The organism is Streptomyces sp. NPDC048353, assembly GCF_055587165.1.
This window is the reverse complement of the sequence record NZ_JBVJGU010000003.1, coordinates 885876-900074: the sequence shown is the minus strand read 5'-3', so window position 1 is coordinate 900074 and position 14199 is coordinate 885876. Positions and strand designations below refer to the sequence as shown.

Genomic DNA, 14199 nt, shown 5'->3' with positions numbered 1-14199 from the left:
TGTGATCGTGCCGTGTGATCCAGGAGGTGTGACCGATGGCTGTCGAGTCGATGGGCGCTGCCCGCATCCCGAAGTTCGTCCACACCACCTCCGTGGCCACCGGCTGACCTCTTCACCACCTCGCGCCCGTACGGCGCGTGCCGGGGCCGCCCTTGTGAAGGGTCCCCCCTTGTCTTTCGCCTCTTTCCAGGCACCGCTCTCCCCTTCCGCGCACCCGCTCTCCGCCTACGGCTGGGACGAGGGCTGGGAAGCCGTCTCCGCTCCGTACGTCGCCCAAGGGCTGCTGCCGGGCCGGGTCGTCCGCGTCGACCGAGGCCAGTGCGACCTCGTCACCGCCGAGGGCACCGTCCGGGCCGACACCGCCTTCGTCACCCCGCACGACCCCCTCCGGGTCGTCTGCACCGGCGACTGGGCGGTCGTCGACCCCGAGGGCGGCCACCCCCGATACGTACGGGCGTGCCTCCCGCGCCGTACGGCGTTCGCGCGGTCCACCTCCTCCAAGCGGTCCGAGGGCCAGATCCTCGCGGCCAACGTCGACCACGCCATCATCACCGTCTCGCTCGCCGTCGAGCTCGACCTCGGCCGCATCGAGCGCTTCCTCGCCCTGGCCTGGGAGTCGGGCGCCCAGCCCGTCGTCGTGCTCAGCAAGGCCGACCTCGTGCCCGACCCGGTCGGGCTCTCCTACCTCGTCCAGGACGTCGAGACCGCCGCGCCGGGCGTGCAGGTGCTCCCGGTCAGCGCCACCACCGGCGAGGGCGTGGAGGTGCTCGCCGCGGTCGTGGCGGGCGGGACGAGCGTGCTGCTCGGCGTCTCCGGCGCCGGCAAGTCCACGCTCGCCAACACCCTCCTCGGCGAGGACGTCATGGACGTCCAGGCGGCCCGCGAGGTGGACGGCAAGGGCCGCCACACCACCACCACGCGCAATCTGCTCCGGATGCCGGGGGGCGGCGTCCTGATCGACACCCCGGGACTGCGCGGAGTCGGCCTCTGGGACGCCGAGGCCGGCGTCGGCCAGGTCTTCTCCGAGATCGAGCACCTCGCGGGGGAGTGCCGCTTCCACGACTGCGCCCACGAGTCCGAGCCGGGCTGCGCGGTGACGGCGGCGGTCGAGGACGGCACGCTGCCGGCCCGGCGGCTGGACAGCTACCGCAAGCTCCTGCGCGAGAACCAGCGCATCGTCGCGAAGACCGACGCCCGGCTCCGGGCCGAGATCCTCAAGGACTGGAAGCGCAAGGGCGCGGAAGGCCGGGCCGCGATGGAGATCAAGCGCGGCCGGGCGCGGTAGCCGGCGCGGACCGGACGGGGCCGGGCGACGTCGGGAGCGGCGGTACGGGTCGGGCGGCGGAGGGCCCCGGACGGCCGCGCGGCGGGGAGACGTCGTGTCCGAAAACCGCCAGATGCGGGGGACGCCGTCCCGCACACTGGAGGGCGTGACGGACGAGGACACCAGGTACGAGGCGGTCAGCAGCCGGGACGCGCGGTTCGACGGCGAGTTCTTCTTCGCCGTCACGACCACCGGCATCTACTGCCGGCCCAGCTGCCCCGCCGTCACCCCCCGGCGGAAGAACGTCACGTTCTTCCCCACCGCGGCCGCCGCCCAGGGCCACGGCTTCCGGGCCTGCCGACGGTGCCGGCCGGACGCCGTGCCCGGCTCCGCCGAGTGGAACGTCCGCGCCGACGTCGTCGGACGCGCCATGCGCATGATCGGCGACGGCGTCGTCGACCGCGAAGGCGTGCCCGGCCTCGCCGGCCGGCTCGGCTACAGCGCCCGCCAGGTCCAGCGCCAGCTCACCGCAGAGCTGGGCGCCGGCCCCGTCGCACTCGCCCGCGCCCAGCGGGCGCACACCGCACGGCTGCTCCTGCAGACCACCGGCCTGCCGATCACCGAGATCGCCTTCGCCTCCGGATTCGCCAGCGTCCGCCAGTTCAACGACACCATCCGCTCCATCTACGCCCGGACCCCCTCCGCACTCCGCACGGAATCCGGCACCGGCACCGCGACCGCCGCCCGCACCCGCGGCACGGACCGCCCCGCCACCGGGCCCGGCGCCGCCGCGCGGGCCGCCGGGATCCCGCTCCGGCTCGCCCACCGAGGCCCGTACGCCGCACGCCAGGTCTTCGACCTGCTCGCCGAGGAGGCGCTGCCCCACGTCGAGGAGGTCCTCGGCGACCCCGGAGCCCGTACGTACCGCCGCACCCTCCGCCTCCCGCACGGTGCCGGCGTCGTCTCCGTCGACGAACGGTCCCCCGGCCCCTGGCTGGAGGCCCGGATCCACCTCACGGACCTGCGCGACCTGACCACCGCCGTCCAGCGGCTGCGCCGCCTCCTCGACCTGGACGCCGACCCGTACGCCGTCGCCGAGCGGCTCGGCGCGGACGTCCGGCTCGCCGCGCGGGTGACGGCACGCCCCGGCGTACGCTCGCCCGGCGCGGCCGACCCCGACGAATTCGCCCTCCGCGCACTGCTCGGCCCGGACGAGGCCGCGAGGCTGGCCGGGACACGGGGAACCGTCCTGGACCACCCCTGCGGCGGCCTCACCCGGCTCTTCCCCGAGCCCGCCGACCTCGCCACCCACCCGGTCGCCGGACCGCTCGCGACCGCGCTCGCCACCGGGGCCGTACGCCTCGACCCGGGCGCCGACCGCGACGAGGCCGAACGGGCCCTCCTCACGGTCCCCGGCGTCACCGCCCCCCTCGCCGCCCTCCTCCGGATGCGCGCCCTCGGCGACCCCGACGTGGCCCCGGCCGACGCCCCCGACGCGGAGGCCTGGCGCCCCTGGCGGTCCTACGCCCACCACTACCTCCAGGCATGCCCTAGCCCCAGATGACCGCGCCCACCCATGCCCCGACGATCAGCAGGCACGAGAACAGCTCGACCAGCACGCTCCTCCCGGCCGCCCGCATCACCCTGCGGGTGGACGCCTTCGCCTGGCCGTGGCCGCCCAGACGGAGGCGCTCCGAGAGGTAGATCCCGCCGACGAAGCCGGGGATCGCGCCGAGCACGGGCACCAGAAAGAAGCCGAGGAACGCGCCCACCCCGGCGTACACCACCATGCGCTGCGTGATGCCGACCCCCCGCAGCCGGCGCGGCGGCAACTGCCACACGACCACCTGGGTGAGCAGCAGCAGAGCCGTGGCGGAGACCAGCAGGATCCACGCGAGGCCGCTCTTCTCGTGCAGGGACCACCAGAGCATGGCCGCCCAGACCAGCCACGGCCCCGGCACACCGGGAGCCAGCACTCCGACCAGGCCCAGCAGCATCACCATCGCCACCAGCAACAGCTGCCACACACCCATCTGCCCAGCGTGCAGGACCGACGGGCCCCGCGCAGTTCGCGGCGCACCCCTTTTTCCTTGGAGGCTCGGTTCGCCTCCGGGGCCTGGGAGTCGGACTCACACGGCCGTACGTGCTCGCTCCCTCGTTCCTCGGGAGCTGCGCGCGCTCGGCCGTGTTCCCCCGACGGCCCCTTCGGCTCACTCGCCATAGGCACCGAGGGGGCGACGACGCTCGGGCGGGGCCACCCGACGGCCCCTTCGGCTCACTCGCCCCGGCCCTAGCCCCGGGCCACCCACCCCTTCTCGTACGCGTGCCAGCCCAGCTGGAGCCGGGTCGTCACACCCGTCAGCTCCATCAGGCCCTTCACCCGGCGCTGCACCGTCCGCAGGCCCAGGTCCAGCTGCTTCGCCACGCTCGCGTCCGTCATCCCCGCCAGAAGCAGCGACAGGATCTCCAGATCCGTCACGTCCGGACCCGGCACCTCCGTCTCCTGGACGTGCGCGCCCGCCCCGAGCCGCAGGGGCAGCGCCTCGCGCCAGACCGACTCGAAGAGGCCCATCAGGGACTCCAGGAGTCCGCTCGCGTGGACCATCAGCGCCGCCGGCTCCGCCCCCCGGCCCGTCAGCGGCACCATCGCCAGCGTCCGGTCGGCGACCACCAGCTTGGTCGGGACCCGGTCCACCACCCGGATCTGCTCCTCGCGGCCGAGCGCCGCCGTCAGCTCCACCAGCCCCGACGGCAGCGTCAGGACCTCCCGCTCGATCACCACCCGATAGCGCACGCCCCGCCCGGCGGCCAGCTCCTCCGCCTCGTTCTCCAGACCGCTCACCACCACCGGCTTCCCGGTGACCAGCGCGCAGACCTCCTCCACGGCCCCCAGCTGCAACTGCAGGAAACGGTGCGTGACGGCGCTCGCTCCGGTCACCACCTCGACCAGATCGTGCACGGCCGGTTCCGTCGCCTCCGCGCGGTACTCCTCCGCCAGCAGCTTCGCCGCCAGCTCCGCCTGCTCCAGCTCGTGCCGCTGCTGCGTCAGCAGCGCACCCAGCGCCACCCCCGGCGGCGCCGCCACCCACCGGCCCGTCTTCGCCGATGACTGCGCGGCCAGGCCCTGTGACTCCAGGCGCCGCAGCGCCCGCTCGGTGTCCGTCTCCGGCAGGGCGAGCCGGAGCGCCAGGTCCGCCACCTCCGCCGCCCCCAGCGCGACCAGCGCGCGATACGCGCACTCCTGCCGTTCGTCGAGCCCTATCGCTCCCAGCATCGCTGCCCCACCCCTCACCGGACGCCGCCGCACGTCCCGCACTTTCACCGGACGTTCGGCGGACGCATTCGTTCCGTTGGTGCCCTGGCGGGAATCGGCCACGGCGCATTCCCGCCTCGCCCATCATCCCTGCACCACCCGCACGTCTGCCAATGTGGCGCCACCGCAGCACCGACAGCCCCCGGGCGAGGCCCTTTCGCCTGCCTATGGACCGGAATCGAGAGGGGAGAGGGGATGAACGCACTTCCCAGGCCGATGAAAACGTCTACTCTCAAGACATCCCGATTCTCTTCCCCCGGTACGACCTGCCGGAGGACGGCCTCACCACCCTCGCCGACCGACGGCCGGAGGATCGGCCTCACCGCCACGGGCCGCGCGGGCCACCCGCCCGCCGCGCCCACCCCGGCCGGTCTCCCGTCCTCCGACGACGGAGGAGGACCGGACCGACGGACGCCGAGGGCGTCTCCGTCACCCAGACCGTGATCCGCGCTGACGACGTGCGCTGATCACGCCGGTCCGCCGGGCGTCCTTCCCGTGGGGGGTGGGGTCGCCCGGCGGACCTCTTTTTCGTTCACTTTTCGGGATGTCCCGTTTTCGCGCGGCCCCCGCGGTGGACACTAGGGGCATGACTCAGCAGGGGGACCACTGGTGGGACAAGCTGTACGACGACACGGCGCCGGACACCGCGCCGACCACGACGGGTGACACCGTCGACGACCGCTTCGACTCCGCGTCCCGGGCCATGCCCGCCGCCGTACGACGGGACACCGTGCCTCCCCGGCCGGAGAAGGCCCCGTGGGAACCGCTCGGCCCGGACGCGGGCGCCCCGCGCACCTTCCCGGCCGCCCCGCCCGACGTACCGCCCCCGCCGGAGCCCGAGACCCCGGCCCCTGCCCCTCTCCCGGCGGCCTCGGCGACACCCCCCGCTCCTCAGTCCCCGCCCCCGGGCGCCCCCACCGTGCAGGTCCCGGCCCCCCGCCCCCGTACGGAACACATCGGCGGCCGGCCGCCCACCTACGAACCGGAACCGACCGCCCTGCCCGCCGCCCGCCCCGGCGAGCTGGCCGACCTGGTCGCCGACACCGTCCTCGACGGCGCCCGGTACGGCGCGTTCACCCTGCGCGCCGCCTCCGTCCGCGGCGACTCCGCCCGCTACCGCGGCGAACCCCGCCGCGACACCCTGCTCACCGCCCGCTTCGGCCAGGACGGGGCCGCCCTCGTCCTCGTCGCCGTGGCCGGCGGCGTCCGCGCCGCCGACGGCTCCCACCTCGCCGCCGCCGACGCCTGCCGCTGGATCGGCGAGGCCGTCGGCCGCAGCCACGCCCGGCTCTCCGAGGACATCCGGGCCGGCCGCCGCGGCGACCTCAAGTCCGGACTCCACCGGCTCACCGACCGGACGTACGGCAGACTCCGCGCCCGCGCCGCCGAGCTGGGCATGGAACCCGACGACTACACCGCGAGCCTGCGCTGTCTGCTCCTCTCCGCCGACCCCGGCTGCCGCACCCGGGTCTTCTTCGGCATCGGCCGGGGCGGGCTCTTCCGGCTCCGCGACGGAGCCTGGCAGGACATCGAGCCGCTGGTCCCCGAACCGGCCACCCTCACCGGCGCGCCCGTCGTCGGCTTCGGCTCCCCGCCCGCCGGAAGCGCCGCGGGCGGCACGCGCGCACCGGGCGCTCCGGCTTCTCCGAACCCGCCGGCCGAGGCGGAGGGCGGCGACCGGCTCACGATGAAGCTCGGCGTCACCACCGCGCCCGGCGGCCCCCTCGCCGAGGACCCGCCCCCGCCCCCGGCGGAACCGTTCCGCTTCCGCGCCTCCGTGGCCCGCCCCGGCGACACCCTCCTCCTCGCGTCGAACGGCCTCGCCGACGCGATGCGCGGCGAACCCGCCCTCGCCAAGGAACTCGCCGCCCGCTGGGCGTCCCCCGAACCGCCCGGCCTCGCCGCCTTCCTCGCCGACACCCAACTGAGGGTCAAGGGCTACGCCGATGACCGTACGGCCGCGGCCGTCTGGGAGGCGTAACGACCGGGCCCATGTGTTGATGGACCCATGGCCAAACAGAACGTCGCTGAACAGTTCGTCGACCTTCTCGTCCGCGCCGGCGTCCGACGCCTGTACGGAGTCGTCGGCGACAGCCTGAACCCCGTCGTCGACGCCGTCCGCCGCACGCCGGGCATCGACTGGATCCACGTCCGGCACGAGGAGACCGCCGCGTTCGCCGCGGGCGCCGAGGCGCAGATCACCGGCCGTCTCGCCGCCTGCGCGGGCTCCTGCGGCCCGGGCAACCTGCACCTCATCAACGGCCTCTACGACGCCCACCGCTCGATGGCCCCCGTCCTCGCCCTCGCCTCGCACATCCCGTCGAGCGAGATCGGCCTCAGCTTCTTCCAGGAGACCCACCCCGACCGCCTGTTCACCGAGTGCAGCCACTACAGCGAGCTGATCTCCAGCCCCAAGCAGATGCCCCGGCTGCTCCAGACGGCCATCCAGCACGCCGTCGGCCAGAGCGGGGTCAGCGTCGTCTCCCTGCCCGGCGACATCGCCTCCGCTCCCGCCCCCGAGAAGGCGGTGGAGCACGCGCTCGTCACCACCCGGCCCACCGTCCGCCCGGGGGACACCGAGATCGACGCCCTGGTACGGCTCATCGACGAAGCCCGCAGGGTGACGCTCTTCTGCGGCAGCGGCACCGCCGGCGCCCACGCCGAGGTCATGCAGTTCGCCGAGCGCGTCATGTCGCCCGTCGGCCACGCCCTGCGCGGCAAGGAATTCATCCAGTACGACAATCCGTACGACGTCGGCATGAGCGGGCTGCTCGGCTACGGCGCCGCCTATGAGGCCACCCACGAGTGCGATCTGCTGATCCTGCTGGGCACCGACTTCCCGTACTACGCCTTCCTGCCCGACGACGTCAAGATCGTCCAGGTGGACGTGCGGCCCGAACGGCTCGGCCGCCGCTCCAAGCTCGACCTCGCCGTCTGGGGGGACGTGCGCGAGACCCTGCGCTGCGTCACCCCGCGCGTGCGACCCAAGACGGACCGGCGCTTTCTCGACAAGATGCTGAAGAAGCACGCCGACGCGCTCGAAGGGGTCGTCAAGGCCTACACCCGCAAGGTCGAGAAGCACGTCCCGATCCACCCCGAGTACGTGGCCTCGGTCCTGGACGAACTCGCCGACGACGACGCCGTCTTCACCGTCGACACCGGCATGTGCAACGTCTGGGCCGCCCGCTACCTCTCGCCCAACGGGCGCCGCCGCATCATCGGCTCCTTCAGCCACGGCTCCATGGCGAACGCGCTGCCGCAGGCCATCGGCGCCCAGTTCGTCGACCGGAAACGCCAGGTCGTCTCGATGTCCGGCGACGGCGGCTTCTCCATGCTGATGGGCGACTTCCTCACCCTCGTGCAGTACGACCTGCCCGTGAAGGTCGTGCTGTTCAACAACTCGTCGCTGGGCATGGTCGAGCTGGAGATGATGGTGGCCGGCCTCCCCGCGTACGGAACGGCCAACCACAACCCGGACTTCGCCGCCATCGCCCGCGCGGCCGGCGCCTACGGCGTACGGGTCGAGAAGCCGAAGCAGCTCGCCGGGGCGCTCAAGGACGCCTTCAAGCACAAGGGGCCCGCCCTCGTCGACGTCGTCACCGACCCCAACGCGCTGTCCATGCCGCCGAAGATCAGCGCCGACATGGTCACCGGGTTCGCCCTCTCCGCCGGCAAGATCGTCCTCGACGGCGGTGTCGGCCGCATGCTGCAGATGGCCCGATCGAACCTGCGCAACGTCCCCCGACCGTGAATGCCGGACGGCGCGTGGGGCATGCATCCCCGTGACTGTCCGACGACTGTGGGTGGGGGTTATGGCCGGGGAGGCGAGACAGCCGGCTCAACTGCTGAGGAAGGTGGGGTGCGCGGATCTCACCGCGGTGCCGGAGGTGCGACACGCCTTGCGCGCGATGCTGCGCGCGTGGGGCGGGCCGGGCGCCTGCGACGTGGCGGAGCTGCTCACGAGCGAGCTGGTCACCAACGCGCTGATCCACACGGAGCACGGCGCGGTGGTGACCGCGACGATCGTCCCGGAGAGCCTGCGGGTGGAGGTCCGGGACTTCGTCCCCGGCCTCGCCGCCTCGCACGCCCCGGCCGCCGAGGAGGGCACGCACGGCAGGGGGCTCGTCCTGGTCGACGCCCTGGCCGACTCCTGGGGCGTCGAGGAGCAAGGTGCGGGCAAGGTCGTGTGGTTCGAACTGAACGGCGGCGCGGCGTGACCGGCGGCGCCGCCTGAGGCTCGGGAGCACGTGAACGGCGGGGCGGGCCCAGGGCCCCGGGAGTGCGAGAACAACGGGGCGGCTCCAGGGCCCCGGGAGCGCGCGAAGAACGGCGGGGCCGCTTGAGGGGCGGCCCCGCCGTTCCGTTCGTCCTTCTCTCTTGATCTCTCGGAGGGAGCGACGCTCAGCCGAACTGCTGCTCGAGGTCCTTGAGCTTGCGCTCCAGGGAATCGAGCCGGGGGAGCGTCTGGGTGTCGTCCTCGGCGGTGAGGTCCACCGTCCGGGACTCAACGCCCTGGACGGCCTGGAGGGAGGGCCGGGGTCGAAGCGGCAGCTGTCCGGGGTCCGCTATGGCGGGCTCCGCGACGGCCGGCCCCACGGACGGCGTCGCGGAGCCCGCGCCGGAGTTCAGGGCCGCGACCTCGACCTGGCGCCCGCCGCCGCGTCCGCGCCCGAAGGCCCGGTGCTGCCGGTTGATCGCCTTGAGCCTGGCCCGGCCGAGTTTCTCCTGCTCCCGCCTGCGGAGCCGGTTCTGCTGCTTCTCCCGCCGGTCCTCGCGGACCTCGTCGACCGCCTCGTCCAGCGTCCGTACGCCTTCGAGGAGCATCAGCGACCAGGCGCCGAAGGTCTCCCTGGGCGCCCGCAGCCACCGTACGATCCGGATCTGCGGCAGCGGACGGGGCACCAGGCCCTGTTCCCGCAGCGCCGCCCGGCGGGTCTGCTTGAGGGCCCGGTCGAAGAGGACGGCCGCCGAGAGGGACATGCCGGCGAAGAACTGCGGGGCGCCGGCGTGCCCCAGACCCCGGGGTGCGTGCACCCAGTTGAACCAGGCGGCGGCACCCGCGAAGGTCCAGACGAGGAGGCGCGAGCCGAGGGCCGCGTCGCCGTGGCTGGCCTCGCGGACCGCGAGGACCGAGCAGAACATGGCCGCGCCGTCGAGGCCGAAGGGGACGAGGTACTCCCAGCCCCCGGTGAGGTTGAGGTTCTGCCGGCCGAAGCCCACGAGCCCGTGGAAGGAAAGCGCGGCCGCGACCGCCGCACAGCAGAAGAGCAGGACGTAGGAGGCGGTGCCGTAGATCGCCTCCTTGCGTCTGCGGCGTTCCTCGCTGCGTTCCCAGGAGTCCTCGGCCGCGGCCTGGTCACCGGCGCGCTTGCCGCGCGCGAGCACCGCCACCGCCGTCAGGACTCCGGCCACCATCACGCCGCCCGGAAGCAGCCAGTCCAGCGATATGTCGGTCAGTCTCATGCGGTGTCCCTTGCATCGCAGTAGGGCGTTTCGGGCGCCCATACTGGCCGACCTCGCGGGGGCCTCAAGGGGTTTCGCGGCAAGAGCACGCCAACGGGGTCGCACGGCATACGAATAGGTGCGATCTGGTCGAACGGGCGAGCGGGGGCGGGGGGACGTGTTCGACGGACGCCACCCCTGGGGGTGGCGTAAGCGCCGGTCGGACGTCAGGCGGTGCCGGCGAGTCGGCGGAGCCGCCGGTCGGACGTCAAGCGGTGCCGGCGAGTCGGCGGACCCGCCGGTCGGACGTCAGGCGGCGGCGGCGAGTCGCCGGACCCGCTCGGCGTCGCAGGTGCGCGGGCACGTCAGACAGGTGTCCTCGGGGCGCAGGGTGTAGAAGAAGCAGCAGCTGGCCCGGTCCCGGGTCGCGGCGGGCGGGGTGTCGGCCGTGCCGGAGCCGGGCAGTTCGCGGAAGCCCGCGGTCCCGACGTACGGCTTGGCGGTGCCGGGCAGCAGCAGCCCCAGCTCCGCCATCGCCCGCGCCTCCTCGCCCATCAGGGAGGCGATGTACCAGAGCCCTTCGACGATCTCGTCGGTCGCCATGCCCCACAGCGCCCGCTTGCCGCGCCGCATCCGCGGTCCGAAGCCGGCGAGCAGCTCCTCGAAGTGCTCGGCGAGCGCGTCGCGGACCTCGGCCCGCAGGGCCTCCTCGTCGGCGACGACCCGGGCGCCGGGCAGCGCGGCCGCGGGGTCGCCGGGCAGGCAGGCGAACTCCTCCACCCGGAACGCCAGCAGGCCGGCGGCGCGCTGGAAGGCGACGTTACGGGCGGGCATGCGCGGCACCCTGCGGTGCAGGAACCAGGGGGCGGTGACCAGGAGACAGGCGGGCCAGGCGTAGCGGTGGAGTCCGAAGCCGGCGACCACGTCGGGCCTGGCACGGCGGCCGTAGTCGCGCAGCACCTGGGCGTCGTCCCAGGCGAGGAACGCGTCGAGGGCGGCGCCGCCGGCCGCGAGGTCGTCCGCGCCGACCCAGCCGTCGCCGCGCGGCATCCGGTCGTCCGGGCCCAGCTCTTCTATCCGCAGGCCGCTGAACACCTCGCCGAGGCGGGCGTACGAGGCCGCGACGGGTGAGGTGAGGGGGGCGGGGAGCAGGGCGGGGACGGCCATGGGGGGACCACCGAATCGCGATCGTTAGCAGGTTAGCCTTACCTTACCCGATGCGATCGGTGTTTGCCCTTCACCTCTGCTGGGCACGCCCTCCGGACTCCGCGCGTCCGCTCGTCGCCTATCGTGCACAGGGGGCGCCGGCATCGCGAGCCGGGCCCGGCACGATCCCGCAGGAGGACCCGGGTGGAGCAGGGCAGAGCGCGTGAGCCGTACGCGCCGTTCGGCGACGCCGCGGGCACCCCGGACCCGGCGTACGGCACCCACCCCGCCCCGCCGCCGGTGACACGCCTCGGCGAGAACACCGACCCGGCCCGCGGCGCGGGCGCGCGCCTCGCCCCGCGCCCGACGCCGGACGATAGGGCCGGGACGCCGGACAACGAGGCCGTACCGGGGGTCGTGCCGCCGGTCGCCACCGGGCCCGAAGCCTCCTTCGTGCTGCCCTCCGGGCCGGCGCCGGGTGCCGCCTCCGCGCCGACGGCCGACGCCTCGACCGGGCCGGGGGCGGGTCTCTCACCCGTGCGCCACGCCACCTCCGTACTCGAGCCCGCGGCGGGGGCCGTGCCCGGGCCGCGGGGCGGGGTGCGGCGGCATTCCGTGCGGGGGCAGGTGCTGCAGGCGTTGCGGGACGCGCTCGTCGGCGGGGAGCTGGTGCCGGGCGAGGTCTACTCCGCGCCCGTGCTCGCCGAACGCTTCGGCGTCTCGGCGACCCCCGTGCGCGAGGCGATGCAGCGGCTCGCCACCGAGGGCGCCGTCGACGTCGTGCCGAACAGGGGGTTCCGGGTCGTCGAGCGCACCCCCCGCGAACTCGCCGAACTCGCCGAGGTCCGCGCGCTCATCGAGGTGCCCGTCATGCTGCGGCTGGCCCGCACCGTCCCCGCCGACCGCTGGGCGGAGCTGCGTCCGCTCGCCGAGGCCACCTCGACGGCAGCCGCGCGCGGCGACCGCGCGCACTACGCGGAGGCCGACCGCGCCTTCCACCGCGCCGTCCTCGCCCTCGCCGGCAACACCCAACTCCTCGCCGTCGCCGACGATCTCCACCGCCGCTCCCAGTGGCCCCTGACGAGCGCCCCGGCCGTCCGGCACGCCGACCTGGTCGCGGACGCCGCCGAGCACACCGCCCTCCTCGACGCGCTCGTGGCCCAGGACCTGACCGTCGTACGGTCGCTCGTACGGGAGCACTTCGCCGGATCCGGCGGCTGACCCCACCTCCCGGCCCCCACCGACTAAGGTCGGTGGCGTGAGGTGTCCCATGCCGTCCCCGGTCCCGTACCCGCCGTCATCGGGGACACCCCGGCCGGAGGCCGGGGAGGGACGCCCGTGACCGGCCCCGTGCGCGCGGAACGCCCCGCCCCCGGCAGGGAGGCCGAGGCGGCGGCCCTGCTCGGCTGGCTCACCGACCCGGACGCACCCCGCCTGTGCCTCGTCACCGGAGGGCCGGGCCGCGGCAAGAGCGCCCTGCTCGTCTGGCTCGCCGCCCACGGCACCCGCTCCGGCGCCGCCCGCCGCCGCCGCGCGGCCCGCGAACTGGTCCCCCTAACCGGCCAGAGCGTGCTCGGCACGGCCTGGACGATCGCCAACCGGCTGGGCGTGGTCGCCCGCACCCCCGGCGAACTCGTCCAGGTCCTCGCCACCACCGACGTACGCCGTGCCGCCCTGCTCCTCACCGACCTGCACGCGGCGGACGAACCGGACGCCCTGGCCGAACTCCTCGCCGAGATGGCCGCGTTGGGGCGCGTCCGGCTCCTGGTCGAGACCGCGGCCGGGAGCTCCGCCCACACCCGGCTGGCCGCCGGCGGCCGCGCCACGGTCGTGGACCTCGGCGAGGACGACCCGCCCACCTTGTCCGACCCGGCCGCGCCCCCCGCCGTATCGCCCGGCCCCGCCGCGGTCGCGGGACGGCGGCCGCCGCGGATCGACACCGACGACCCCCGGGCGGTCTGCGCGGCCGATCCCGCCGGGGTCACCCGCGCCTATCTCGCGGAGCCCGACGACGACCGGGGCGGCCTGCGATCCGCCTGGCTGCGCGCGGGCCAGTCCCTCAGCCGGGACCAGGCCCCCTCCGGCCGCGCCCTCGTGCTGCTCGCCGCCCTCGGGGACGGCGCGGACCCCCGGCTACGGCCCGCCCTCACGGAACTGGCCGGGCGGGCGGCCTGGCGGGTGCGGTGGACCCGGGTGCGCGGGGACGTGACGCCGCCCTGGCCGGGGCCCGTCACCGCGCTCGGCGCCGTGGGGGAGCGGCTGCTGGTCGCCGGCCCCGCGGGTGCGGTGCGGCTGCTCGACGCCCGGGACGCACACCCCGGGGGCCGTCTCGACGCCGGACCCGCGAGCCGGGTCAAGGCACTCGCGCCCGCAGCCGACGGAACCGTCCTCCTCCTCGACGAGCGCGGCCGGCTGCACACCGTACGAGGAAAGGCGCCCCGCCCCCCGTACCTGGAGCGGCTCACCCAGGCCGTCACCGCCACCCTCACCCGGCATCCCGGCACCGCGCTCGCGGTGATCGGCGGCTCGGTGGTGGTCGGCGACCGGCTGGGCTCCGTGCACGCCTTCGGGCTGACCGGCATCCACCAGGCCGCCCTGCACAGCGGACGCGTCGCGGCCGTCACCGCCGTCGAGACGGAGACGCCGTTCGTGTGCAGCGGCGGTACCGACGGCACCGTCCGTCTCTGGACGCCAGGGAAGGACGCGGCCCCCCACCCGGCCCCGCTCGTGGAGCGTGCCGCTCCGGTCGTCACCCTCCACGCGGCCGAGACCCCCCGGGGCCCGGTCCTCGCGGTCGCCTGGGCCGACGGCCTCGTCGAACTCCGCCACCTCGACACCGGCGCCCTCCATCGCTTCCGCCCCGGCCCTCCCGTCCGCGCCGTCGTGGTCACCCCGGACGGCGGCGTCGTCGTCGGCATGGACGAGACACTGGTCCGTCTGGAGCCCCACGGGGGCGCTCACTGAGGTGAATGTGCGCCCCCGTGCGCGCTGAGCGCCCCAAAACCCGCCCGCGCACACTCTGCCCACGCGCCTC

General features: G+C 74.9%; 11 protein-coding genes. 7 read left to right on the top strand and 4 right to left on the bottom strand.

All coding sequences use genetic code 11. The features are described from left to right. Positions 1–169 precede the first annotated feature (169 nt). The gene (gene rsgA, locus ACZ6RC_RS14315) at positions 170–1285 is read left to right on the top strand and encodes a ribosome small subunit-dependent GTPase A (RefSeq protein ID WP_469582390.1); all 1116 of its coding nucleotides are present in this window, start codon (positions 170–172) and stop codon (positions 1283–1285) included. A 112-nt stretch (positions 1286–1397) separates the two neighbouring features. Next, positions 1398–2828, top strand: coding sequence for a bifunctional transcriptional activator/DNA repair enzyme AdaA (locus ACZ6RC_RS14310; RefSeq protein WP_469582870.1), 1431 nt, complete (start codon positions 1398–1400; stop codon positions 2826–2828). Here ACZ6RC_RS14310 and ACZ6RC_RS14305 read toward each other — a convergent pair. Both ACZ6RC_RS14305 and ACZ6RC_RS14300 read right to left on the bottom strand, forming a co-directional pair. Then, the gene (locus tag ACZ6RC_RS14305; RefSeq protein ID WP_391141928.1) at positions 2815–3297 is read right to left on the bottom strand and encodes a DUF456 domain-containing protein; all 483 of its coding nucleotides are present in this window, start codon (positions 3295–3297) and stop codon (positions 2815–2817) included. The two genes, ACZ6RC_RS14310 and ACZ6RC_RS14305, sit on opposite strands and share 14 nt — an antisense overlap. Positions 3298–3554: 257 nt before the next feature. Further along, positions 3555–4538: a helix-turn-helix domain-containing protein gene (locus ACZ6RC_RS14300; protein WP_391141930.1), complete on the bottom strand. Its 984-nt coding sequence runs from the start codon at positions 4536–4538 to the stop codon at positions 3555–3557. 625 nt (positions 4539–5163) lie between these two features. On the opposite strand from ACZ6RC_RS14300, the gene ACZ6RC_RS14295 reads away from it, so the two are divergent. The 3 genes from ACZ6RC_RS14295 (at position 5164) to ACZ6RC_RS14285 (ending at position 8794) form a co-directional block, all read left to right on the top strand. Then, complete coding sequence (locus tag ACZ6RC_RS14295) at positions 5164–6558, top strand: protein phosphatase 2C domain-containing protein (protein WP_469582384.1); 1395 nt, start codon at positions 5164–5166, stop codon at positions 6556–6558. Between the two features lie 27 nt (positions 6559–6585). Further along, a complete protein-coding gene (locus ACZ6RC_RS14290; protein WP_469582381.1) occupies positions 6586–8328 on the top strand; it encodes a pyruvate dehydrogenase in 1743 nt (580 codons plus the stop codon). A gap of 136 nt (positions 8329–8464) precedes the next feature. After that, positions 8465–8794 (top strand): ATP-binding protein, encoded by a 330-nt coding sequence (locus ACZ6RC_RS14285; RefSeq protein ID WP_391141938.1) that lies wholly within the window; start codon positions 8465–8467, stop codon positions 8792–8794. A 184-nt stretch (positions 8795–8978) separates the two neighbouring features. On the opposite strand, the gene ACZ6RC_RS14280 is transcribed toward ACZ6RC_RS14285, so the two are convergent. Continuing rightward, positions 8979–10040, bottom strand: coding sequence for a DUF2637 domain-containing protein (locus ACZ6RC_RS14280; protein WP_391141941.1), 1062 nt, complete (start codon positions 10038–10040; stop codon positions 8979–8981). Between the two features lie 288 nt (positions 10041–10328). Further along, positions 10329–11186 carry a (2Fe-2S)-binding protein gene (locus ACZ6RC_RS14275; RefSeq protein WP_469582376.1) on the bottom strand — a complete coding sequence of 286 codons (858 nt, stop codon included), beginning with the start codon at positions 11184–11186 and terminating at the stop codon, positions 10329–10331. Positions 11187–11582: 396 nt separating this feature from the next. Between ACZ6RC_RS14275 and ACZ6RC_RS14270 the strand changes: the two genes are divergently transcribed. Then, entirely contained in the window at positions 11583–12386 is an 804-nt protein-coding gene (locus tag ACZ6RC_RS14270) for a GntR family transcriptional regulator (protein WP_469582867.1), read from the top strand. A 117-nt stretch (positions 12387–12503) separates the two neighbouring features. Then, a complete protein-coding gene (locus tag ACZ6RC_RS14265) occupies positions 12504–14129 on the top strand; it encodes a WD40 repeat domain-containing protein (RefSeq protein ID WP_469582373.1) in 1626 nt (541 codons plus the stop codon). Positions 14130–14199 lie beyond the last annotated feature (70 nt).